Raw genomic sequence first — 24033 nt, 5'->3', positions numbered from 1 at the left:
TCCGACGACCGTGCTTGCCGCACGGAATGTCTGTCCAGTGGTGAGATTAGCGTCCCGGGCAGACCAAGGCCAATACTCGAATCACCGGGCGATTGTGCTCACCATCTCGCTCAAACGCGCTACGCCGGCATACCCGGCCGTCTCCCTCAGCTGGCCGTGGCTTCCGGCGACGGGCCCGACCGGACCCCGATCCGGTCCGTTCACTTCAACGAACACATACTCGTTCTGCGCATCGCGCAACGTAAGCGTGCGTCCGGCCGCCGAACGCCCGGCCAAGAACGGAAACGGCGGGCTGGCGATCGCGCCGGCGAATTCCACCGCGCCGTCGGCACGCAGGCGCGAGGCGACCGGCATGTCCCAGGCGTCGAACGCGAAGCGCAGCGCGCCGTCGCTGCGCTGCACCCGCAGTTCGCCGAGCAGGTCGTTGCGATAGCGCGATGCCAGCGTCGCGGCTTGTTCCTTGTCGGCCGGAAACGTCCACTCGCGCCGCCGCGCCTGGCGCTGCTCGCGCTCGCCGGCCGCGGCGGCGGCGACCATGCTGTCGGCCTCGGGCTGCGCGTCGAACGCCAGCTCCATCAGCTTGCGCGGCAACGCATCCATCAGCACGTTGCCGGTGCTGGAATTGGTCAGGATCACCAGGCCCAGGTCGTGTTCGGGCCACCACACCATGTTGCTGCGCTGGCCGTACAGGCGGCCGCCGTGAAAGAGCATCGGCGTGCCGCTGGAAACATCGGTGTCCAGGCCCAATCCGTACCAGGCGTCGCGGCCGGTGGCGATCTGCGGTTTCCAGCGCTCGCGCAGCGCCGCCTCGGAAATCAAGCGCTGGCCGTCGTCGAGCTGGCCGCCGTTGAGTTCCAGCTTCACGTAGGCGAGCAGATCGTGGACGTTGCTCCACGCGCCGCCGGTCGGACGCACCGCGTGCATCTGCCGGTCGCGGCGCGGGTCGATCAGCTCCAGGCCGCCGTCGATTCCCACGCCGTGGGAGCGGGCGAAGTTGCCGCGCATGGCGCGGTCGAAATCGAAGGTGGTGCGGGTCATGCCCAGCGGCGCGAACACCCGTTCCGCCATCGCACGGTCGTAGGCCTGGCCCAGCTCCAGGTCCGGATAGGCGACATGCGCGCCGACATAGCCCGCGGCCGCGGCCGGCGGATTGGTGTACTGGTAACTGGCGCCGAACGCGCTGGTGGGGCGCATGCGCGCGAGGATGTCGAACACGATCGAAGCCGGCGCGTCCGGACGCGCGAATTCCCAATCCAGATTGCGGTACGGCAGCCCGGCGCAGGCGCAGGACAGATGCTTGATCTGCATCTGCGCCGTCGCTTGCGCATCGGCGAGCTTGAAGTCGGGCCACACCTCCACCACCGGCGTGTCCCAGCGCAAGCGCCCTTCGTCCACCAGCGTGGCCAGCATCAAGGTGGTCAGCGACTTGGTATTGGACGCGACCAGATACAGCGTGTCGGCATCCACCGGCTCCGGCTTGCCGGCTTCGCGCACGCCGAAGCCGCCGGCGTAGACCACCTTGCCGCCCTGCACGATGCCGAGCGACAGGCCGGGCACGCCGAGCAGGCGCTGCGAGCGGCGCACGAACGCCTTCAACTGCTCGATCCTGGCCGCGTCCAACCGCCGCGCCTTGCGCCCGGCGAAGCTTTCCCGCACATGGCCGGCCGGGACGAACTCGTCGCGAATCAGGTTCAAATCGGCCTGGCGTTTGCCAGCGACGGCGCTGGCCAGATCGTCGATGCGCACCACCCACTGCGCGCCGTTGCGCATCGCCCGCGCGCTGAGCTGGCGCGGTTCGCCGGCTGCGGCGCGGTACACGTAGCTGCGGCCGTCGACCCAACCGTTGCGGTTGGCCACCGGCAGGGTCATCGATAGCGCCGGCGCCGCGCGGCCGGCATAGCGCTGCCAGGCCTGGGCCACCGCGCCGGCCGCGTCGCCGGCATCGACCTCGACCAGGGCGATCCACGAACCGCCTTCGGGCGCCTGCAGCACCACCGCGCTGCCGCGGCGCGACTGGGTCCAGTCCTTCGGCCGTACGAAGCCGTGTCCGGACGGCGTCCGGCCCGCGACCTCCTTGGCCGGTTCCGCCGCGGTCGCCGTATCGGCGGCCGCCTGCGCCCAGGCGGAGACGCCGGGAACGCAGGCCAGCGCGACGCCGAACGCGCAGCGCTGGAACCAGGGGGCGAAGGGGAAACGCGCTGCGCGCTGGGGCGAGAATGGCGGCATCGAAGGCTCCGTGGGTTGGATCCGCCCACTGTGCGCAAACCGCTTCAGGATCAGCGTCTTGCCACGCGTTCGCGGAGTCCCGGAACCCGTTTCAGGAGTCCGCTGCGGTGCGCAGCTGGGCCTGCCGCCAGGCCGCGGGCGTGGTGCCTTCCAGCTTCTTGAAGCTGCTGTAGAAGCTCGACATCGACAGGAAGCCCGACGCCTCGGCCACCTGCTCCATCATCACCTGGCCTGGCGCGCGCAGCCGCTGCTTGGCGGCGTCGACCCGCAGTTGCATCAGGTAGGGCTTGAACGCGGTCTTGTGGTTGTCGTTCAACAACTGCGACAACCGCGCCGGCGGCATGTTGAGCCGGCGCGCGACTTTGCCCAGGCTCAGGCGCGCATCGGTGTACAGCGCCTCGGCCGCCATCAGCCGGTGCAGCGACTGCAATGCCGCTTGCGCTTCGTCGGGAGTGATCTTGCGGTCTTGGTAAGGCTCGGCCGCCGCCGCGGCGACGCCGGCCTTGCGCCGCGCCAGCGCCACGACCACGCTCAGGTACAGCACCAGCGAGAACGACAGCGCCCCGACGATGTACGAGGTGAACCCCGCGGTGAAATAGGCCAGCCAGACAACCGCGGTGCCGATCACGACCGCGGCAGCATGGCCGCGGGTCAACCCGTCGGCGGCGGGCGGCTGCGCGCGGCGGAACGCGCCCAGACCCACCGCGCCGGCCGCCAGCAGACAGGCCAGCCAGCTATAGGTCACCACCCGCCAGGCCGGCGCCGCGCTCCACCACTGCGGATAGCTCGCGTAGGGATAGGCCAAGCCGAACACCGTCGCCGCGGCCAGCAACGCCGCGGCGTAGATCCAGTCCTTGCGCGTGCGCTCGCCCGCGGGGTCGGCCCAGGCGCGCACGAAGCCCAGCAGGCAGGGGCCGATCAGGAAGCAAGCGGTCAGGCCCACCTGCAGGATCGACTTGGAGATCTGCGGGTAGAAATAAAACAGCACCGATTTCCCGGTGCGCAGGCTGACCACCAGCACCAGCGCCGCCAACCAGCGCTGCGCCGGCGTGCCCGGCCGCCGCAACAACAGCCAGGCGGCCAGAACCCAGCCGTTGAACGCGCCTATGCCAGCGAAGAAGAACAGCAGGTAGGGAGCGATCATGGTGGCGAGACGGGACACGGCGGAGAATCGTTGCGGCGCAGAATACCTCGGGTGCGGCGCGGCCGCGGGCCGCGCAGCGTCGGCGTTCGTCTACACCGAATCCGGCCGCGGCGCACGCGCCACCCGTGCGCGCCGTCGGCCCGGACGTGCGGATGCTTGAGGCCGTAAGCACAATCGCGTCGCGCCGGTGGTCACGCCGGCAGCGAACTGCTGCGATGGCTCCATGCCGCCGCTGTCCTCGACCACCTACATCCTCGCCAAGATCCGCCGCTCGCCGAGCACGGCGCTGGAACCGATCCCGCTCAACGAACTGGCGCTCGCCGCGCTGGGTTCGATTCCCCACATCGAGTCGCTGCAGACGCTGCAATGCGCGCACGGCGAATTGCTGGTGCACTTCCGCTGGTACGGCACCGGCGTCGTCGATATCCCCGCGGCCGTGCTCGACCGCTACGGGCTGGCGATCGAACTCGATTTCGTCGCTTCGCCGGGGCTGCGGCCGACGCCGGTCAGCGGCGAGACGGTCGCACCCGAGGCTGGGCACGCATCCGACGATGCGACGGCCGCCGCAAGTCCGCAGTAAGCACTCCAGCTCGATATTGCCGGTCCGTCCTTCGAAGAGGACAGTCGCTGGAAAATCGCGCGGGCGGTTTCCGTCGTACCGGCAAGGGCGCGCGGACGCGCCCTTGCCTCGGCCCTCCACCAGCGATGCCTTGTCGGCGAAGTTCGCCGGCGAGGGCTTCGATCACTGCTCCTTGAGGCAGATCGCGTAAACCGTGCCGCCGATGGTCGGCGAGCCCGAAGGAATGCCGGTGAAGCGCAGGGTCCAGCCGTGGGTGCCGTTCGGCGCCACCACCGGCGCGTTGGCGAAGATGAAGATGCTGTAGCCCGAATTGATCTGATAACCGCCGCCGCTCACCTTCTCGCCGGGATCGCACATCGCGCTGTACTGCTGCTGGCTGCCGCCGGGGTAGTTGAAGGCGACGGTGCGGATGGTCTGCACCAGCGTCGCGTTGGCCGCGGTGGAGCAGGCGAACAAGGCCAGGCCGAGCGTGGCGAGCGCGATCGCGGAGTTGGCTTTCGACATTGGAATTCTCCCGAGAGTTCGAACGGATGGGGCGGCTGCGCACTGTTGCGCGGATCGCCGGGGACGTGCTGCTGCCGGGCAATCCTAGTGGCGCTTAACAGCGTCGCCCGCACTTTCGGGGAGGCTAAGGAAGCAAATTGCGACTCGGCGCGCATGGGCGCCGCCCGTTCGTTCGAACACAGGCGCCTGCGAAAAGAAACGGCGCAGCGTGCTCGCGTTTCGCGGCGGCGGAATCGTCCGCCGCCGCGAGGTCCGACGCGATTCAGAGATTCGAGATCGGGCAATCCAGATGCACCGAGCACTGCACGTACTCGTAGTTGCACCGCTCGTAACCCAGAGGCGGTGCGAAGTTCAGGCAGTCGACGTAGGCGAGCCGGCAGTTCTCGCAACTGGGTTCGGTGGCGAACGCCGACAGCGATGCGGCGAAGCCGAAAGCGGCGACCGCGATCAGGCTCAAGCGGTTCGATCGATGTTGAATCTTCATGATGCCAAGCTCCTTTTGGATAGGCCGACCGCCGCCACGCTCTGGAAACTGCAGCGATGGCGACGGCAAGGGAACAGCGAAGACGGCGAGGCGACGCCGTCGAACTCCTGGCCTCCTTTTCGTGGCACCAGCCTTCCTGGCGACGACAGCCTGTCGCGCGCGACGACGCCCGGACAAGCTGCGCCGCAACACATCGCGGCGCGCGATGCGAAACCGCGGAGACGATCACGAAGGGCTCGTGTCCGCCGACCAAGTGCAGGCAGCGAAAGCGATCCGCCCGCTCATCGCGCAGGCCGCCACTGCAGCGATTACCGCAAGCGGCGCCCTCGCCTCATCCGCGCGGCGCCAGCACCGACTTGCCGAAAATCAACTGCTGCGCCATCGGCCGGCCGATGAAGCGTTCCGGAAAGATCGGCTGCGGCACGCTGGCCTGGTTCAAGCGCTCGATCTGCTGCGCGCTCAAGCGCACGCCGAGCGCGCCGAGGTTGTCTTCGGCCTGGCTCAGCGTGCGCGCGCCGATGATCGGCGAGACCACGGCCGGGTGCGCGAGCGTCCAGGCGATGGCGACCTGCGAACGCGACACGCCGAGTTCGTCGGCGACCGAACCCACGACATCGGCGATGTCGAGCGAGCGCTGGTTGAGATGGCCGATCGACGCGATCACGCCTTTGCGGTCGCTGGCGATATCGGCCGCGTTGTCGTCGGAAAGATCGGAGCGCCGGTACTTGCCGGTCAGGATGCCGCCGCCCAGCGGCGACCACGGCAGCACGCCCAGGCCCAGCGCCTGCGCCATCGGCAGCAGTTCGTGCTCGACGCTGCGTTCGACCAGGCTGTATTCGATCTGCAGCGCGATCAGCGGCGACCAGCCGCGCAGGTCGGCGAGCGTCTGCAGTTCGGCCACGCGCCAGGCCGGCGTGTTGCAGATGCCCAGGTAAGAGATCTTGCCGGCGCGGACCAGATCGTCGAGCGCGCGCATCACCTCGTCCGGGCGCGTGGTGAAGTCCCAGGCGTGCACGTACATCAGGTCGATGCGGTCGGTATCGAGCTGGCGCAGACTGGTTTCCACCGAGCGCACCAGGTTGTAGCGGTGGTTGCCGCCGGAATTGATGTTCGCCGGATCGCGCGCCATGGTGAACTTGGTCGCCAGCACGATGCGCTCGCGCTTGTCCTTGATCAACTCGCCGAGAATCCGCTCGGACGCGCCGTCGGTGTAGTTGACCGAGGTGTCGACGAAGTTGCCGCCGCGGTCGAGGTACGCGTCGAAGATCCGCTTCGCCTCGGCGGCATCCGCGCCCCAGCCCCACTCGGAGCCGAAGGTCATGGTGCCCAGCGACAGCGGCGAAACGCGCAGGCCGGAGCGGCCGAGCAAGCGGTAATGATCGAGCGAAGCGGGAATGGTCATGATCGCCTTCCGAAGTGATGGGGGTGCCGTGCGCGCCGTGGGCGTGGCCTGCGCGGTTGCCGGCAGCGGCGAAGGTCGTCCTTTGCCTGCGTGCATTGTTCGCAGGGCGGTCGCGGCGTCGGTAGCCGGCTTTTCCGCGATCCTTGCACGATCGTCCGGCAGTGCCGGATGATGGCGGCCCGCCCCTGGAGCCGCGCGCATGGCCCGTTCCGACATCGCCGACATCGGGCCGTTCCGCGACGCGCTGGCGCGGCATGCCCCGCACGACGGCAGCTTCGCCAGCGCCATCGCCGGGGTGAAGCTGATCCGATGCTCCACCCCGACCCTGCCGATGCCGGTCATCTACGAGCCGACCGTGTGCTTCGTCGCGCAGGGGCGCAAACGCGCGACCTTGGGCGAAAGCGTGTTCCATTACGACCCCGCGCATTATCTGGTCGCTTCGGTCGGCCTGCCGGTCATGGGCTCGGTGATCGAAGCCTCGCGCGCGCATCCGTACCTGAGCCTGCAGCTCGACCTCGACCCGTCCACGCTCGCGGAACTGGCGCTGAAATTCCCCCAACCCGACACCGGCAACATCGCCGCGCCCGGCCTCACCCTGGCGCAGATGACGCCGCCGCTGCTCGACGCCGCGACCCGGCTGGTGTCGCTGCTCGATACGCCGGACGACGCCGCGGCCCTGGCCCCGCTGGCGATGCGCGAAATCCTCTATCGCCTGCTGGCCGGCCCCTGCGGCGCGGTGATCCGCGCGATGACCCAGGCCGACAGCCGCCAAGGCCAGATCGCGCGCGCGATCCTCTGGATCCGCTCGAACTTCACCCAGGTCTGCCGCATCGACGAAGTCGCCCGCATCGCCGGCATGAGCCGCTCGAGCTTCCACGAACACTTCAAAGCCGTCACCGCGATGAGCCCGCTGGAGTTCCGCACGCAACTGAGAATGCAGGAATCGCGCCGCCTGATGGTCAGCGACGGGCTCGACGCCGCCACCGCCGGCTACAACGTCGGCTACGACAGCCCTTCGCAATTCAGCCGCGACTACTCGCGCATCTTCGGCTTGCCGCCGGCGCAGGATGCGCGGCGCTTGCGTCTTGGGGATTGATCGCGATGAGCATACGACTGGAAATCGTCGATCTCAGATCTCTCGATATCGACGACCCGGGTTCGTGGCGCTCCGCTGCGCCCGAAGAGGTCTATCTGGTGTTCGAGCTGGAGATCGGCGAAGCGGGCGTGTCCGGCGCGCACGTCTTCCAGTTGTTGGTGGCGACGCCGGAGGGAGTGGCCGCCCATCATCGGGGCCGTGCGCTGCGGGCCTACGACTCGATGAGCGAGCGCAGGAACGGCCTCGGCATCGACGCGATGCTGGTGCTGGATCGCTACCATTGGCCGTCGCTGCGCGACTTGCTGTCGCAGCGGGTGGCCAGCTGCGAGCGAGCGACCTGGGCCGAATCGCTGGATTGCCTGCGCGCGAAATTCTTCTGGGAGTACGAGGGCCTCGAGCGCCGATAGCGCCCCTAGGTCCGGGCGACTGCATCGAGCCACGCCGGCGGCGCGGCGCCCCTGGAAACCCTCGCACACGGCCGGAACCCGGCCGGTTTTCGCCCCATCCGGACAGTGGCGACCGTCGGCGTCCGAATCCCGGCCGCACGGGCCAGCGGCGGCTTTGCTTGACAGGCCGCTAGGCAGGACCGGACCCTTGGCGGCATGAATATCGATGTCGAAAAGCTCAACCTGCGCGAACTCACCTCCCTTCTGACCGCCGCGGAGCAGCGAAAACAGCTGATATCCAGCCGCCGCCCCGCCGCCGTGGTGCGCAAAGCGGTCATCGCGCTCGCCGCTCAGCACGGCTACACGATCGAGGAGCTTTATGGCGATCAGGCGGCAGTCGAGGTTTCCGGCAAGAAGCGCAGCTCGCGACGCAAGCTGGGCAAGGTCGCCCCGAAGTACCGAGATCCGGACAACAAGCGCAACACCTGGTCGGGCCGCGGGCGGATGCCGCGATGGCTGGCCCAGAAGACCAAGCATGGCCGCAGCGTCACCGACTTCCTGATTCCCGGCCTGGCAAGACCCACCGCCAGCAAGAGCGGTGCGATTGGGCAAAAGAAGATCGTCAGGCAGGGCTGATCGCCCACAAGCGCAAACGGACATCGGCGGAAGTCCGAAACGAGTCGAACCGCGAAGCGAGTTCGGCCCGTCTGGACGGTTGCATCGACGTTCATGCGGCCTCAAGACGGCGCCGCCGCACACCTCATGAAAGCGGCTGTTCGCGAGACACGAGCGGTTCGAGCCCCCGCACTCAGCTCTTTTCGATGCCGCTCAACCGCCACCCCAGCCAGACGATCAATCCGGCCGCAGCACCGCAAGCGGCCCATACGAGCGCGCCGGTCAAATCGGCCATGAACCACTGCGCTTCAAGCCCTCGGAACCCGGTGAACAGGTAGCTCAGCAGCGCCGCGCCGACGAACCCGGCAAGCAGCCCGGACCACCATCGCACGCGTTTCAGGCGATGCAGAACCGTCAGCGCCAAGCCGCCGATCAGGGCGACCGAAAACAAACTCGGCAGGTACAACAGCGCGGCGATCGGAAGCAAAGACGCCATGTCCCCGGGCTCGACGCCGAGGCCGGGGCTGCGCGCCGCCAGCACGAAAGCGGGCGCGAGCGGCGCCGCCAGGAAACCCGCTATCAACCAAGCCGGACGCGGATTATCGCCCGCCGCTTCACTGCCCATGCCTTGCTCCCATGCCCGACCTGCGCTTCGACCGCGCCCCGACCTCAACGCGAAATCAGCGAAAAGGTAGGGAGTTTTCACGCGAATTCGTTGTTGCACCTATCCAACTATCACATTTTTGATCCGTGGCAGCACTCTCATTTTTCGCGCGAAATGTTAACTCCACGACGCCTCGGACTCTGATCGGCTCGACAACACTGCCGTTGTCGTCGTCGTTGCGGCCCTCGGCATGAGGCCCTCGCAGGCGCGAACCGCCCCCGCGCGATGTCGGGGAAAACATCGGCCGGCGCGGTGTCCGGCCCCATCCGAGGAGTTCGGAAATGTCCGTCAAGAACGTGTTGTTGATCGCGGTGGTCAGCGGTATCTCGATGCTCGGCGGCAACGCCGCAGCCGATGAAATGGGCGGCGCGCCGGTGACCGGCAAGCCGGTCGCCAAGACGTTCGGCGGCGACAGCTTCGTCACCGGCGCCAAGCGCCGCGCGCTGCGCGCGGTCGATCTGGCGTCGCCCGACTCGGCCACGCTGGCCGATGCGCAAAAGCGCAGGAACGACCGCTTCAAGCGCGGCCAGCCGTTGGAAATCGGCTTTCCGCGCAAGGTGGCGCGTGCGCGCATCGATCTGGGCGGACTGGATTGGGAACCCTTGCCCGGCGGCGCCCAGGGCGCGCGCTTCACCCTGACGTCCAGCGCCGCCGCTGCGCTGCGCGCCGGCCTGCGCCTGGGTTCGGCGAAGGGCGCGCATGCCGACCCGTCGAAGGTGACGCTGCGCTTCGCCGGCGCCGACGGCCGCATCTTCGCCGACAACGGCAGCGCCTTCGCCGGCGACGACATGGGCTGGTCGCCGGTGATCTCGGGCGACACCATCACCGTCGAAATCGTTCTGCCCAAATCGGCGCGTCCCAGCGACTACACGCTCAGCGCACCGATGTTCTCGCACCTGCAGGTCGACCCTTCCGCCTCGCAGCCGTCCTTCGCCAAGGGCGTCGGCGACATCGGCAGCAGCGATTACTGCGAAAAGGACATCGTTTGCCGGGTCAAGCCCAGCGCGGAGTTCCTGTCGGCCAGCAAGTCCGTGGCGCGCATGGTGTTCACCCCGAAGACCGGCTATACCGGTTATTGCTCGGGCACCTTGCTCAACAATTCGAACTCGCCCAAACGCCAGCTGTTCTGGTCGGCCGCGCACTGCATTTCGACCCAGAAGGTCGCGAACACGCTGCAGACCTACTGGCTGTACGACGCCACCGGCTGCGACAACGACACCTTGAGCGACAAGGCCGTCACCCTGACCGGCGGCGCCACCTTGCTGCACAGCCACGCGACCCGCGACACGCTGTTGCTCGAGCTCAAGTCCGCTCCGCCCAGCGGCGCTTACTACGCGGGCTGGAACAGCTCGGCGATTGCGACCAAGGGCACCGCGATCGAAGGCATCCACCACCCGTCCGGCGACTTGAAGAAGTACTCGCTCGGCTCGGTGACCGCGCTGTCCAGCACGATCGACGGCAAGAAGCCGCTGACCAAGGTCGCCTGGACCACCGGCGTCACCGAAGGCGGTTCGTCGGGCTCGGGCCTGTTCACCATTTCCTCGACCAGCGGCTACCAGTTGCGCGGCGGCCTGTACGGAGGCACCTCGTACTGCAGCGCGCCGAGCGATCCGGACTACTACTCGCAGCTCGATGGCGTGTGGTCGAGCATCAAGACCTATTTCTCGCCGTAACCGCGCCGGTGCGCGGCCCGGTCGCGCACCGCGCAACGCGTCGCATCGGCCCGCAGCCGATGCGACCGCCCACTACGCAATCGCTTCTGCGATCCCGCGGCCCGGCCGAAGCCGGCGCGACGGACCGCCGCGGCGGCTAAACGGTTTTCCACCGGCAACTCCACCGTTTCATCCGCAAGCCGTGTCGGCGCGAGCGAACGCTGCGCCGCGACGGCTCGGCGCACCCGCCACCCCTAGGAGTAGGTAAATGCACCCATCCAACCGCAACCGGACGATCCTGAGTCTGGCGACGCTGCTGGCCTTGCCCGCCGGCGCCGCACAGGCGCAACAAGGCGATCCGTTGTACCGCTATCAATGGCATCTGATGAGTTACGGCCAGAGCGTCCTGGCCGATACGAAGCCGGCGTTCGCCGTCGATCTGGGCATCGACGACCTGCACGACTACAACGTACGCGGCAAGGGCGTGGTCGTCGGCGTGCTCGACTCCGGCGTGGACATCGCCCATCCCGATCTCGCCGCGAACATGGTGCCCGATGGGTCGTGGAACTTCGACACGCAAACCCACGACACCAGCCCGACCAACGCCAGCAACGCGCACGGCAACGCAGTGGCCGGCATCATCGCGGCGGTCGGCTGGAACGGCATCGGCGTGCGCGGCGTCGCTCCGTCCGCCAAGCTCAAGAGCTTCAACGGATTCGGCGATTGCTTCTTGTTCTGCGGCCTGTCCACCGGCGAGATCTTCTACGCCTGGTGGGACGGCGCGCAGGCCAAGCGGCAGGACGTGTCCAACAACAGCTGGGGCTACAGCGGGACGACGATGCAGACGTTCTCCGAGAACAGCGTCGCCTCCTACGAGGGCCCGATGTCGCAGACCCGCGAAGGCCGCGGCATCAGCTACGTCAAATCCGCCGGCAACGATTTCATCTCGGACTGCCCGAAGGCGATCGTCGACGCCAATGTCGGCTGCAAGCAGACCGGCTTGGATTACCGCAACAATCTGTTCAACGTCATGACCATCGCCGCGGTCAACGCCAGCGGAAAGCGCTCGAGCTACTCGAGCCCCGGATCCGGCCTGTGGGTGTCCGGGCTCGGCGGCGAATACGGCCGTCAGGTGAAACATCAGCCGGGGCTGGCGGCGAACCGCTATGAGCCGGCGATCGCCACCACCGATTTGGTCGGCTGCGACCGCGGCTACAACAACTTCGTCATCAAATCCAGCTTCAACCTCAACCAGGTCAACGACCTGGATTCGAACGCTTCCACCATCGACAACAGCTGCAACTACACCGGCATCATGAACGGCACCTCGGCCGCGGCGCCGACGGTCTCGGGCGTGGTGGCGCTGGTGCTGCAGGCCAATCCCAAGCTGACCTATCGCGACGTCAAGTACATCCTGGCCACGACCGCGCGCAAGGTCGATCCGAACCAGCCGGCGGCGGTGCACGCGAACGGGACCGTGCTGGTTCCGGGCTGGACCCGCAACGCCGCCGGCCACAGCTTCAGCAATTGGTTCGGCTACGGCCTGGTCGACGCCACGCTCGCGGTGGAGAGCGCCGGCAAGTTCAAGAACCTGCCGGCGCTGGTGGATTCGGGCTGGCAGCGGGTGCAACCCGACGCCGCGGTGGCGATCGGCAACCCGGCCGCGCCGGCGCGGCTGCAGATCGCGATCGGCAACGGCATCCGCAAGGTCGAGTCCGTGCAGTTGGGCTGGTCGACCGACTATCGCAACGACGCCGCCACGCCGTTCCCGGTGCAGGTCACGCTGATCTCGCCGAGCGGAACCCGCAGCACCGTGTTCCCGGCCATGACCCGGCTGAGCACCAGCGCGTTCCGGGCGGACTTCTTCGCCAGCAACGCCTTCCTCGACGAGTCCGGCCAGGGCACCTGGACCCTGGAACTGGCCGACGTGCCGCTCGCCGCCGGCGCCGCCTCCAAGGGCAAGCTGGCGTCCTTCAAAATCCGCGTCCTGGGGCACTGATCATGAAAATCGCGATGTTCGTTTACCCGCTCCTGCTGGCCATGACCGCGAGCGCGCATGCGCAATCGGATGACGCGGCGCGCAAGCAACTGCAACAGGCCGCGACCGGCCCGACCTTCCGCATCGGCTACAGCGAATTCCGCCTGGTGCCGGACTCGGTGGTGAGCCGCACGCAGGCCAAGAAGACCGCCGACGCCAAGGAAGTGCGCGTCGGCGCCTATGCCGTCCAGTCCAAGGCGGCCAAGAACGGCACCGTGGTCAAGACCGCAGCGCCGAAGACCAAGCTGGCGGCCGCGATGAGCGACGACGGCCGGCCGGTGGTGGTGACGTCCACGCTCGAGGTCTACCACAGCAACGTCGCCGTGCTGCAGGACGCCGCGCGCGTCAGCGGCGGCACCCTGGTCTACTCGTCCAAGGCCGGCGGCAACGGCCGGATCGAGTTCGATTCGGTGGCCGCTGCGATGGCCGCGATCCCCAAGATCCAGGCGTTGGCCGGAGTGAAGGAAGTCAGCCCGGAGATCATCCAGGGCGAAGACCAGATGAATTGACGCTCCCCCGCGGCGCGGCGCCGTATCGGCAGGACCGGTCGGCGGCCGCGCTCGCCCAAGCCGCAGGGACGCGGCTTGCGGCGTATTGCTACGGGCGGTTCTCGATTGGTTGGCCGGGATAGCTCTGGTTACGGCTGAAGTGCGTTTACGATGAAACGAAAAAATCGGCGCCCACCAAGGGCGCCGACCAGTAAGAAGCTGGAGGCAGGCGAAGCGTCGCCTGCCTCCGTTTTTTCGCTGCCGCTCAGGGCAAGGTGTTCAACGTCGCCCGCACCGGCTTGGAGAAGTTGAAGCCATCGCGCCGGTCCCAATTGACCGACCAGGTCATGACGCCGCGGAACGTGGGATAGGCCTGTTGGGGCCGGATAGTTCCGCAGTTCTGCAGCCGCGTCAGGCAGTTAAGGGCGTTGGCGATCGTCGCCGACGAGGCCTGTCCGCTGTTGGCCGAGGACGGGCCCGAAGGCAGCCCGAGCGCGACCTGATCCGGCCGCAGGCCGTTGAAGACGACGCCGGTATTGTTGTTGGTGCGGAACCCTTCGATCAACATCAGGCTGGCGCCGACCAACATGTCGACCGACCCCTCGGCCAGGCCGTTCTGGCTGTACGGCGTGTACAGCGCGCCGTTGTTGTAGTACTGCACGTGGATCAGGTCCAGCTCCTGGCGCAGCCCGTCGATGATCGGCAGATAGGCGCCCCAGATCCCGCTGTACGCGGTAAAGCCGCCCTGCACATACGGATGCTCGGGCGCCATCGACAGATAGAACGACGGGCCGATGCGCGTGCTGAGCTGCTTGACGGCCGTGACCAGGTTGGTCTGCACGGCCGCGCCGTGGTAGACGCCCGCGCCGCTTTCCAGGTCGATGTCCACACCGTCGAAACCGTAGTAGCGGATCAGGTCTTCCATGCTGTTGACGAAGTTGGCCACCTGCGTCGCATTGTTCAAGGTCACCGTGCCGTTCTGGCCGCCCAGCGACAGCACCACCTTCTTGCCGCGCGCGCGCACCGCGGCCACGTCGGCCTTGAACTGCGCTTCGGTGCCGGCGCCCGGATCGACCGTGAAGCTCACGGCGCCGTTGCCCGCATCGTCGCCGAACGCGACCACGATGACGTCGAAGTCGTTGGAGACCTGGCTGATCGGGTAGGTCGGGCCGGACGGATTGGTGAAGTTGTGCCAGTACCCGACCAGCGCATGCCGCGGCAGGGTGTTGTCGCCGCCGCCGGCGCCGGTGGTCGCGCTGATCTGCGTGCCCTGCGCCGAGGCGTTGCCGGCGTTGTCGCGCGCGCGCACTCGATAGGTATACGCCGTGGACGCCGCCAAGCCGGTGTCGCCGAACGACGTACCGGCAGGCGAGCCGATCAGCGTGCCGTTGCGGTAGACGTCGTAGCCGGCGACGCCGCTGCCGCCCGCGTTGTCGGTGGAGGCGCTCCAGCTCAGGTTGACGCTGGACGAGGTCACCGACGTCGCGGCCAGCCCGGCCGGCACGCTGGGCGGGGTGGTGTCGGGCGTTCCGGCATTGACGGTGATGTTGGCCGCGGCCGAAGTGGTGGTGGCGCCGTCGTTGTCGGTGGCGACCGCGGTGATCGCGTAGCTGCCTGCGGCTGCGTTGGTCCAGGTCGCGCTGTACGGGGCCGTGGTATCGATACCCAGCGAGGTGCTGCCGCGGAAGAACTGCACCTGAGCGACCGTGCCGTTGGCGTCGGCCGCGTTCGCCGTCGCGGTGATGGTGGCGCCGGCGGTGAAAGTCGCGCCGTTCGCCGGTGCGGTCAGCGTAACCGTCGGCGGCGTGTTGCCGCCGGCGCTGCAGGCGCCCAGGTCCTGGTAATAGCCGCAGCTGGGACAATGCGTGGGCGGCGTATTCCAGATCGAGGTGGTCGCCTGGTACAGCCGTCCCTGATACACGAGCTTGTTGCCCGCGTTATAGATGGTGGACGCGTTCCAATCGGCGATCCCCGCGCAACTGACGCTCTGCGCATGCGCGGGCGACAGCCCGGCCGCCAGCAAAACGCCGGACAGCAAGAATCCTGTCAATCTGATGCTCATTAGATGTGTTCTCCAGGTGCCTGGTGAATAGGGAAGGAGGCCGGCGCGGACGCGCCAGCCTTTTCGAGCCACGCGCGGCAAACCTGTTGCGGCGCGGCCGTTCCCCCCAGAGAACTAATGACTACCGGTGTGCGGTCAGTTGCTGATCCGCGCAGTGCGCTGCATGCGTGTGCAGCGCTATTGGGCGCTGCCGACTTTGGTGGGCGGCGCCCCGCCTGTCAAGTTGTCCGTTTTCGATTGATCCGGCGGTCGTCACGCTGCGGAATATGCGGCCGTACGGCGATCGACCGTCGCAGGCGCGCGCGTCGGCATTCGGCTACCTTATGGTCCCTTTCCATGCCCCCCTTCAGGCGCCGACGCATGCAAGAAACTTCGTTGATTGCTCCAAACGAGCGGCGGCTGGTCTTGCTCGTGTTGTCCGCGGCGTTATTGATCGCAGGCTGCACGCGAACGAACGCCCCGACGAAAGACTTGAAGGCGGAGATCGACGAGGCCGCGGCCACGTTGATCGCGCAACCCTTGCTCCATTCGGCATCGATCGGTGTCGTGTATCGGGGCGAAGAGATCATCGTCCATCGCGGCGATATGGAAACCGGCAAGCCGGGCCCTCCGACCGACGCGACCCTCTACGAAATCGGATCGTTGAGCAAGACGTTGGCGGGCAGCCTGATGGCCAAGGCCGTCCTGGAGCGCAAGCTGAGTCTTGACGACGACGTTCGCAAATATCTGAGCGAGTCCTACCCGAATCTGCAGTACGAGGGCGAGCCCGTCCGCATCCGTCACCTGCTGTCGCACACCAGCGGCCTGCCCAACATGCTGCCGGAGCGCGCGAACACGGTGCTGGCGGACTTCACCGATCACCGTACGCCCGCAAGACTCAACGCCATTTACGCGAACTACGGCAAGGCGGATTTTTTAAAAGATCTGCACGAGGTCGAGATCCCACGGGCACCCGGAAAGAAATATGCCTATTCCAGTTCCGGAACGGAACTGACCGCGCATATTCTCGAGACCGTATACAAGACCGACTACGAGTCGCTGCTGCGCGATTTTCTGCGCGACTCGGCGGGGATGACGGACGTCGGGATCAGGCTGAGCGACGCCGAAGCCAGCAGGCTCGCGGTCGGCTACCACAGCGACAACGCGGCGCCGACCACACCCATGCCGCAGTTGCCGTGGGGCGCGTCCGGGAACGTGAAGACGACCGTCCCGGAAATGATGAAGTACTTGAAGTTCCAGTTGGCCGGCGGCCCTGTCGTGACGCAGTCGCATCGGACGCTGGTCGAATTCGATTCCGAGTTCAGCATCGGCTATTTCTGGAACATCGTCGGCGGCGATCGCTTGAAGGGCATCTACTACGCGCATCACGGCGGCGTGCCACGGTCGCAGTGCTACATCTACATCGTGCCGAAGTACGATCTGGGCATATTCGTCATCACCAACCAAAGCGGCGACCACACCGCGAGCGCGATGGAAGCGGCGATCGATACGGTCGTGGAGAGAGTCGCGGCACGGGAAGCTGCGTTGATCAGTCGGTGAGACGATCGCGAAAAATTTGATCGGGGCTGCGACTTCGCACAGTCGCACGTCGTGCCCTGCCGAAATCGAGAGGCGCCTCCGCAGCACTCGGTGGCTTCGAGCCCAAGGATCGTAGACGCGTCTTTCTGTTTGCGCCGCTTTCGGCAGTTGCAACCGGGATCGCTATCGGCCCGACGCCTATCATTTTCTGCCAACAGCGTGGCCGAAGCGATGCGGCCACGCGACCGAGTGGATATCGCCCGAGCGCCCGGCCGTTCGACAACACATCCTGCGAAGCCCCACTCAACGCGATATCCGCCCTGTCCGCTTTGGCCAGCGAGATGCGTTTTTAATCGCCCAATCGCGGTCTTCCAGATTCTGTGAATCGACGCTGTCCAGCCAATTAACTATAAATTAACCATATAGTCGGCGACTTCTTGCTGCGGCGATTCCTGGTGATACAACACGTCCACCCCACGCCATCGCCGGTCTGAGGAGGGACGCCAAACCAGATCAATGCAGCGCCGACCCAGTAATCACACTGCTCACTAGAAGGAACTTCCGACAATGTGCACCAAGTCCATACAAGCGCTCGTGCTGTGCGTAGGTTTCCTGAGTGTCTTTTCCGCCCAGGCCGCAAGGGAATATCACAAGGTCGATTCGCCCGGACCGGTGAAATATTGCTGTTCCGCATGCATCAGTTACAACTCCAGCGGCGTCTGCACTAATTTCTCGCAATGCGAAACCGGCACGACGGGGCTGGGCTACTGCCCTGCCAAGGTCAAAGCCGTAAACCCGTTGTTGCCTGCGAAAGAAGCCGGCAGCGGGGTCAGAAACCTGGCGCCTGAGCTCAAACCAGAACAGGCGCCGAAAGAAATGCGCGAAGGCACCGGCAAGTAAATTCGCCGCATGAAGGTCAGGCCTAGGCCGGTCCGAGCCGAATGAAGGATCGGACTGACGGAACGGGCCCGCACATAATCTTCCAGCATCACTTGACCGGCCCGCGCAAACTTGCGGGCGCCTGGAAGACGCGAGTTTGATCGCACAGGGTTGGTAGCGCCGCCAAATCCTGGCTCCAGTTCTCTAACGGAGTCGTTGAAGGCATTCGGGGCCAATGAGGAAACTTTGACGGGCCGCAGTTCGGCCCCAGTCTCGAGCGCATCGCGCGACCACTACGCATGGCCCGGAAGCGAGAACGCTTCCGGGCCTTCGCACTGACTAATAAACCAAATACTCCAGACGCTTCGCGCTCAACGACGCAGACGATTCATTGCGCACGTCGGCACTGAAGCCTCCCCCCGTCAGGGTGCCCTGGCTGATCAGGAAGCTGAAGATACTCGGGCCCTTGCCGTCCTTGCCCCTGGGGTATTGCGCGTTGCCGTGGCAGCCCATGCAGCCGCCCATCACCAACTGGTCGGAATTCGGAGGCAGCTTCTTCACGCCCAGGATGCTCGGCAACCCGCGCTTGGCAAGCAGAGTGAATTGCTTCTGGTCCGGGTCGGGATCCTTGACGCCGCCCTTGAACAACTGGATGCCAGGCTGGCTGCTCTCGATCACGATATTCGCCAGGTAAAAATCCTGGGTCAGCGGATCAGGCTTGGCCGGCGTGACGGAGCTGTCCTCGTTCGTGGGCAACACCTGCAGCCCCACCAGACGGTAATACCGCCACACCGAGTCCTTGAACGCGGGCGTGCTGGCCATGGCTTTCTGGACTTCGGCGTTGACGTCATAGACGGCGCTCGTCGCTACCGGCGGATTCTGGACCTTGATCGGGCCCGAAAATCCGGCAGGCACGTTGAATTTGCCGGGGATGACATCGTAGCCGTGGGCGCTGTCTATCGGCCCCGCCAGGGGCAGCGTAACTGCTGTCCGGTTGGAACCCGAGTTGAGGATCGCCGTCGGTCGCGTCCCCGGCGGCACCGATGCGTCGTACTGCATTTCGTTGTACAGGTTGATGAGATACAACCCGGTGTCTTTATTGTCCGGCGTGGTCAGGCTGTCCACCTGTTCGAAGGTGGTGTAGACGAAGGTCGGGTAGTTTTCCATCTTGCGCAGGATGTGCAGGCCGACCAGACCGAAAGTGGCCACCCGAGCCTGGGTGACGCCATTTTCGTTGTAGTAGTACAAGGCCTCGGCCGTGTGATAGCGGCCGGACGCGATCAACTCGGGCGTCATTTCCCGCCACGCCGACTTGACCTCCACCGATTCGCTCTGGTTCGTCCCGTTGGGCGGCAATTCCAGCGAAGCCGGGGGATTTCCGGCGTTGTAGATGGATTTTATGTAGTCGTATTCGACCGGATTCACCTTGGCCTGGAACAAGATGATGTGATCGTCCTGCGGATTGGTCGACGGCGTGTTGCCGTTTTTCGGGAAGAAGATCTGGTTCTGGCCGATCTGGCTGTTTTCGTCGAGATTGTTGAATCGGGCGTCGGTCGAGGCGACCTTTAGATTGCCCTGGAAAACGTACTCGGGATCCAAAGCGGCCAGATTCCCTTTGGGGGCCGATCCCGCGGGGAACAGCTCGGACCGGTGAGCGAAGGTCTCCCAGACCAACTGATTGCTGCTGAAGTTGGACGCGGCGGTGGTGCCGCTGCGATAGAAGTCGCTGGCGCCCGATGCGGCGAAGTTGCGGCCCGGATCGATGCTCCCGCGCACGACCGGAGACTTGCCGGCGACGTCGACGCCATTCTTCTGCGCGGGCGAATTGAAGTGGATGAACTGTCGCCACGCGAAGCGGGCGTATTGCGCGTGGGTGATGTTGGGGTTGTAGGGGTCGTAGTTGTACGCCGGCGGAGCGGCGGGCAGAACCGCCGGGGTCGCGGTCAGGTCAGCCGCCGTGATCGGTGCGCCGCCCGGAAACGGCGTTGCTTGATCCTTGGAGACCGATGAAGCGGCGACGGTGGGTTCGGTTTTCGTACACGCTGTGGCCATCGCCAGCGCGCTGGCGAGCGCGCCGAACATGATGATGCTGGTCTTCATTGCCGCACTCCGTCATTGTCGCGCTCCGCGATGGATCCACGCGATCCGTCGCGGCAGCCATGGGAATTCATGAGTGGTCGTGCCGCCCCGATTCGATCGGGAACGGGGCGTGGGGCGGGTCAGCCCACGGTCTGGTACCACTGGATCACGAAGCTGGTGTCGTTGTAATCATTATCGGTACCGTCTTCCGTCACGTATAAGGTTCCCCCGCCGCGTACGACGCCGCTGATGAAAAACTGGACTGGATTGCCCGCCGAGACCTTCGGAACGTAGGGGCCGCTGCTGCCAAACTGGACCTGCATACCGGACGCCATGGTGAACCTGCCGGCTCCGTTCTGGAGGAAGCCGACCTCGACACCGCTTCCGGAGATCGGAAAGCTCGCCTGACTGGCGTCCAGGCAATAGAAGCTAATGGGGTTGCCATTGCCGTCGATGACTTGGACGTACTGCGTGTACGCGGCCTGATGCATCGCCGTGAACGTCACCAGCTTGCCGTCGGGGATGTAGGCCAGCGACTGAGGGGCCGACCATTGGATGCCTGCCACGATGGAATCTCCTTTTATCGATTGACTTGCATGACTGGGTGAGGCGCAGCGGTGGCCTGCACCGCTTGTGGTGACGCTGGCTCCGTGGAACGGGCGCCGCATGGCGGATGCTTATCGGAACAGCGCCGTCGAGCAGTTTTTGGATCGTGAAATTTATTCCACCGGCTCACGTCGACAGCGTCGTGCATGGCGGTGCGAAGCTATTGCAAGCGCATTGCGAATGGGCGCCACGACTGTGGCGACAGCTCCACAGTTCAGAGGAAGATCGTTGCTCATTCCTGTTCCGCTCCAGATCGCCCCCGTCAAGACACGTGGGCCTGAGCTAGCGCCGCGTGCTTCGCGCAACGATTTTCTTTTCTATCAACGGCACTTTGCGATAAGCAAAAAAGCAGCCTCAAGGCTCATGGAGAGCCTTTTTCTCGATTCACCGGAAGCGCCGCCTCAAGGTCCAAGCATCTGCGTCTTAGCCCATCGCCAGCTACTACGCTGTTAAGCGCAAGCTGCGGCCAACTTTTTTGATCGATGCTTGATTGATCTCACAAAAATCGCCCCCTGTTTCGCGCCGATGCGACTTCGCCCGCAAAAGCATCCGCTACCAACGAGCGAGACGCTCCATGCGCGCAGCAGCCAGACCGATGCTGATGCTTCGGAGAAAAGTCGATTCGCCCTGAAGGCGGGCGACCACGGCACCGTTCTCACTAGCAAGCTCTACAACGCAAAAGGCAGCGCACAGAGGACGGCATCGAATCGGTGCTCTGCGTTCGGTGAACGCCGCGAGCGTAAGGACTCGAGCAGCGGCGAGTCGATGTCCGACCTCCAGGCCTCGAATGGCCAAGCGATCGGTGCCAACGAAACTCTGTTCGAGCGAATCGGCCTGGGACTGCGTCATCGCTTCAGTGAAGGCGAATGGACCGACTGCAATGGCGGACGAGCAAACGCAATCAGGCTCTTGGCGTCGAGGAGCCGCTCCTCGACCTGCGCCCGGCGCACTGAAGACCGTCGTTACGAATCTGCAACATGCGACCGCCGAGCGACAAAATCACTCTGGCGATACCGATGTCGCCGGTCTCTCGAATCGACCACGACGCTCGCAAGCGACAAAAAAACACAAAAAAACGCATCGCCCGATCACCTGGCTCGATGTTGTCGACCAATCGGGCCGCTGCTGAATTTCGATTGCGACACACACAACACTATTACCGATATGCGCGAAATCACCGACAAGCAACTGTGAGAGCTATCACGACGACCCGCAAAATTAGGGAGTAACAAGATTCAGCGTCTGCGGATTTCGGATCGAACGAAGCGCGCCGATGAGTTCCGCACATTCTGTGCATGAACATGGAGGTTTTCGGATCTATCTACGCAGGCCCTCGTCATGAGATTGCGGCAGCCCGGCCTGGAACTTACATGCGCGCACTGCCTGCAACGACGCTTCGTCGCATGACGCATGCGCAAGAGCACGCGAATGTTCGCGGCACTTGAACGTCCACGCGGACGCGATGAAAACCGCCGTGTAGCGCGAACTGACCACGGGGCGCACCGCCGCCCTGCTCCGCGGCCACGGATGGCCGCGACGCGACAACGGATGCATTCGTTGCCGCGACACCGACCCAGGCCGATGCCGGGACGGACGCATCGCGAGAGCGCAGGACGCGCTCGCCCGATCGCTTGCCAATGGACTATCCAACTGACAATGGAGCGTGTTATGAAAAATCTGGCCGCGTTTGGCTTGGTGTTGTTGGTCTCGGCTCCGCTGGTGAACACCGCGGAAGCGCAACAAACGGCATTCAAGAAATTGAACGAGAAAGCCCGCTTCATCCATGGCGAAAACCTGGTGACCCGCGCCTTGCCGGAAACGGGCGCATCCATCGACACACGCCTGCTCTCGCCCCGGCAAAAGGCGGCCGGGTTGAGCACGGTCATGGTCACGCCCGACGGCGCGCAGTACGCATCGACCATGAATCCCGAGGACGTGGCGATCTTCGAAAAGGCCATCGCCGACCTGGAAAAGGTAGGCCGCACACCGGCATCGTTCAGCACCCCGCCGATCCTGCCAGCGGCGTATCGCAATGCCCTGTACACGCCCAAAGTCGTCATCGGCGGCGACGACCGGGTACAGATCACCAACACCACCGTGAACCCGTACTGGCATATCGGCCGCATCGGCATCGGCTGCACCGGCACCTTGATCGGGCCGAAGCACGTGCTGACAGCGGGCCATTGCGTGTCCAACGGCTCCGGCACCTGGTACTCCGCGCTGGATTTCACCACCGCCCAGAACGGCAGCTATCAGCCCTGGGGCACGACCACGTGGGCGCGCGCGCTGACCACGACCGCCTGGCATAACGGCGCCGACAGCAATTTCGACTACGGCATGATCGTGCTCGCCTCGGCGCCTCACGGCGGCCACTCGGGCTGGGGCACCTATTCCAACGGCAACTACGTGATTACCGGCTATCCCGGCGAAAAGCCCTTGGGCACGATGTGGACGCATTCCGGGCCGGTGTCGACCAGCGGTTCGTATCGACTGTGCTACACCATCGATACTTCGGGCGGCAACAGCGGCAGCGGCATCGCCGCCGGCGACTACGTGCGCGGCATCCACACCACCGGGTCGTCGAGCCAGAATTGCGGCACGCGCCTGACCAGCACGGTGTACAACACCTTGCAGGGATGGATTTCGAGCAATCCCTGAGCGTGCGGCGCCGGTTCGGAGCAGACCGATCCGGCGCTCACCTCGCATCACTGTGGCGCACCTCTACGGTGCGCCACGACTTTCGGTCGCCAACAAGACTACGAGGCAAACATGAAATCCATCGCCCTGATCGCTGCGCTGACGCTGTTGACCGGCTGCGGGCTAGACAGCAAGCAAACGGCGCAGGCGCAAGCCCCGCTGGAGAGCGCGACGATCGTCGGCAGCGCCGAGTCTCCGGATCCGGTGCTGGCGAAGGTCATGGAGCTGGAGAAGAGCGGCGTGGTCAAGGATGTGGTCGTGCAGGAATCCTTTCCCGTGCAGATTCGCCTGCGCGCGCCTAAAGCCGTGATCGACGAGTTGAACAAGATGCCGCGGACCGGCGGGTTGCGCTGATGTCGTCCATTTCGTAGTCCTAGGCCGATGAGCCGCTCGCGCAGAGCCGGTTCGCGTCCCGCGCCTCGAGCCGCTCCTGCATGTCGCGCATCACGATCCGATGCATCGCCGAGATCGTGAATTCGATGAAGGGTCGCAACGGCCGCAGCCAGCGCGACTGCAGTTCGCAGCGGGTCAGCATGTGTACCGAGCAAGCGCCGTCCTGGTCGGCGATGACGCTGATGCTGCCACCCTTGAGGGCGATGCTGCGGCAGTAACGGATGCTGTGCTCGATAACCTCGAATTCGATGCGTTCTCCCGGGATCACGCCGGTTATCCGCTTGGCAAGGTAGCCGCCGTCGCTGTAGAGGCACCGCGACGTGTCGCCGACATTGCCGGCGCAGCCGGTCGTGTACATCGGCACCGGCAGCACGCTGCGCAGGAACAGCGACGGTTTGCGGCGGATGTGCTCGTAGAAGCACACCGTATTCCACGCGTCTTCGGCGCGGCAGGCGATCCGCAGGGTGGTTTCGGCAACGCTGTGCGAAGCGGTCATCGGCTGGTCTCTGGGGCAGGCGGA

22 protein-coding genes are annotated in these 24033 nt (G+C 65.5%); 12 read left to right on the top strand and 10 right to left on the bottom strand.

Features of this window, described 5'->3' with window-relative positions:
- Positions 1–81: 81 nt before the first annotated feature.
- Together BLU84_RS18225 and BLU84_RS18220 are read right to left on the bottom strand one after the other, a co-directional pair.
- Positions 82–2226, bottom strand: coding sequence for a serine hydrolase domain-containing protein (locus BLU84_RS18225; RefSeq protein ID WP_074870666.1), 2145 nt, complete (start codon positions 2224–2226; stop codon positions 82–84).
- Positions 2227–2317: 91 nt separating this feature from the next.
- Complete coding sequence (locus BLU84_RS18220; protein WP_139175100.1) at positions 2318–3388, bottom strand: AraC family transcriptional regulator; 1071 nt, start codon at positions 3386–3388, stop codon at positions 2318–2320.
- 205 nt (positions 3389–3593) lie between these two features.
- Here BLU84_RS18220 and BLU84_RS18215 point away from each other — a divergent pair, with 205 nt between their 5' ends.
- Positions 3594–3950 (top strand): hypothetical protein, encoded by a 357-nt coding sequence (locus tag BLU84_RS18215; protein ID WP_074870661.1) that lies wholly within the window; start codon positions 3594–3596, stop codon positions 3948–3950.
- Between the two features lie 162 nt (positions 3951–4112).
- Here BLU84_RS18215 and BLU84_RS18210 read toward each other — a convergent pair whose 3' ends face one another.
- The 3 genes from BLU84_RS18210 to BLU84_RS18200 form a co-directional block, all read right to left on the bottom strand.
- Positions 4113–4454 (bottom strand): hypothetical protein, encoded by a 342-nt coding sequence (locus tag BLU84_RS18210; RefSeq protein ID WP_074870658.1) that lies wholly within the window; start codon positions 4452–4454, stop codon positions 4113–4115.
- A 262-nt stretch (positions 4455–4716) separates the two neighbouring features.
- Complete coding sequence (locus BLU84_RS18205) at positions 4717–4938, bottom strand: hypothetical protein (RefSeq protein WP_139175099.1); 222 nt, start codon at positions 4936–4938, stop codon at positions 4717–4719.
- 331 nt (positions 4939–5269) lie between these two features.
- On the bottom strand, positions 5270–6340 hold the full coding sequence (locus BLU84_RS18200; RefSeq protein WP_074870653.1) for an aldo/keto reductase: 1071 nt from the start codon (positions 6338–6340) through the stop codon (positions 5270–5272).
- Positions 6341–6554: 214 nt separating this feature from the next.
- Between BLU84_RS18200 and BLU84_RS18195 the strand changes: the two genes are divergently transcribed.
- From BLU84_RS18195 to BLU84_RS18185, 3 genes are all read left to right on the top strand, one after another.
- The gene (locus BLU84_RS18195) at positions 6555–7436 is read left to right on the top strand and encodes an AraC family transcriptional regulator (RefSeq protein ID WP_425479414.1); all 882 of its coding nucleotides are present in this window, start codon (positions 6555–6557) and stop codon (positions 7434–7436) included.
- Between the two features lie 5 nt (positions 7437–7441).
- Positions 7442–7843: an Imm8 family immunity protein gene (locus BLU84_RS18190; protein WP_074870649.1), complete on the top strand. Its 402-nt coding sequence runs from the start codon at positions 7442–7444 to the stop codon at positions 7841–7843.
- Positions 7844–8038: 195 nt separating this feature from the next.
- Positions 8039–8458 carry an H-NS histone family protein gene (locus BLU84_RS18185; RefSeq protein WP_074870645.1) on the top strand — a complete coding sequence of 140 codons (420 nt, stop codon included), beginning with the start codon at positions 8039–8041 and terminating at the stop codon, positions 8456–8458.
- A gap of 172 nt (positions 8459–8630) precedes the next feature.
- Here BLU84_RS18185 and BLU84_RS18180 read toward each other — a convergent pair whose 3' ends face one another.
- Complete coding sequence (locus tag BLU84_RS18180) at positions 8631–9062, bottom strand: hypothetical protein (RefSeq protein WP_139175098.1); 432 nt, start codon at positions 9060–9062, stop codon at positions 8631–8633.
- A gap of 320 nt (positions 9063–9382) precedes the next feature.
- On the opposite strand from BLU84_RS18180, the gene BLU84_RS18175 reads away from it, so the two are divergent.
- From BLU84_RS18175 to BLU84_RS18165, 3 genes are all read left to right on the top strand, one after another.
- A complete protein-coding gene (locus tag BLU84_RS18175) occupies positions 9383–10774 on the top strand; it encodes a trypsin-like serine peptidase (protein ID WP_074870637.1) in 1392 nt (463 codons plus the stop codon).
- 247 nt (positions 10775–11021) lie between these two features.
- Entirely contained in the window at positions 11022–12752 is a 1731-nt protein-coding gene (locus tag BLU84_RS18170; RefSeq protein WP_074870634.1) for a S8 family serine peptidase, read from the top strand.
- Positions 12753–12766: 14 nt separating this feature from the next.
- Positions 12767–13300 carry a hypothetical protein gene (locus BLU84_RS18165; protein WP_139175097.1) on the top strand — a complete coding sequence of 178 codons (534 nt, stop codon included), beginning with the start codon at positions 12767–12769 and terminating at the stop codon, positions 13298–13300.
- Between the two features lie 244 nt (positions 13301–13544).
- Here the strand turns inward: BLU84_RS18165 and BLU84_RS18160 are convergent, their stop codons facing one another.
- Positions 13545–15341: an Ig-like domain-containing protein gene (locus tag BLU84_RS18160; RefSeq protein WP_139175096.1), complete on the bottom strand. Its 1797-nt coding sequence runs from the start codon at positions 15339–15341 to the stop codon at positions 13545–13547.
- Between the two features lie 360 nt (positions 15342–15701).
- Between BLU84_RS18160 and BLU84_RS18155 the strand changes: the two genes are divergently transcribed.
- Positions 15702–16880, top strand: coding sequence for a serine hydrolase domain-containing protein (locus BLU84_RS18155; RefSeq protein WP_074870627.1), 1179 nt, complete (start codon positions 15702–15704; stop codon positions 16878–16880).
- 546 nt (positions 16881–17426) lie between these two features.
- Positions 17427–17759 carry a hypothetical protein gene (locus BLU84_RS26675; RefSeq protein WP_139175095.1) on the top strand — a complete coding sequence of 111 codons (333 nt, stop codon included), beginning with the start codon at positions 17427–17429 and terminating at the stop codon, positions 17757–17759.
- 318 nt (positions 17760–18077) lie between these two features.
- Here the strand turns inward: BLU84_RS26675 and BLU84_RS18150 are convergent, their stop codons facing one another.
- Positions 18078–19838: a hypothetical protein gene (locus BLU84_RS18150; protein WP_074870625.1), complete on the bottom strand. Its 1761-nt coding sequence runs from the start codon at positions 19836–19838 to the stop codon at positions 18078–18080.
- Between the two features lie 119 nt (positions 19839–19957).
- Complete coding sequence (locus BLU84_RS18145; protein ID WP_074870623.1) at positions 19958–20383, bottom strand: hypothetical protein; 426 nt, start codon at positions 20381–20383, stop codon at positions 19958–19960.
- 526 nt (positions 20384–20909) lie between these two features.
- Here BLU84_RS18145 and BLU84_RS26670 point away from each other — a divergent pair.
- From BLU84_RS26670 to BLU84_RS18130, 3 genes are all read left to right on the top strand, one after another.
- Complete coding sequence (locus BLU84_RS26670) at positions 20910–21617, top strand: DUF1508 domain-containing protein (protein WP_139175094.1); 708 nt, start codon at positions 20910–20912, stop codon at positions 21615–21617.
- A 474-nt stretch (positions 21618–22091) separates the two neighbouring features.
- Complete coding sequence (locus BLU84_RS18135; RefSeq protein WP_233431183.1) at positions 22092–23081, top strand: trypsin-like serine peptidase; 990 nt, start codon at positions 22092–22094, stop codon at positions 23079–23081.
- Between the two features lie 111 nt (positions 23082–23192).
- Positions 23193–23474 (top strand): hypothetical protein, encoded by a 282-nt coding sequence (locus BLU84_RS18130; RefSeq protein WP_074870619.1) that lies wholly within the window; start codon positions 23193–23195, stop codon positions 23472–23474.
- 19 nt (positions 23475–23493) lie between these two features.
- On the opposite strand, the gene BLU84_RS18125 is transcribed toward BLU84_RS18130, so the two are convergent.
- Positions 23494–24009, bottom strand: a complete 516-nt coding sequence (locus BLU84_RS18125; RefSeq protein ID WP_074870617.1) for a hypothetical protein — start codon at positions 24007–24009, stop codon at positions 23494–23496.
- Positions 24010–24033: the final 24 nt, after the last annotated feature.

The sequence above is a fragment of the Lysobacter enzymogenes genome, from assembly GCF_900106525.1.
GTDB classification, from domain to species: Bacteria; Pseudomonadota; Gammaproteobacteria; order Xanthomonadales; family Xanthomonadaceae; genus Lysobacter; species Lysobacter enzymogenes.
This window is presented reverse-complemented; position numbering and strand designations above follow the sequence as displayed.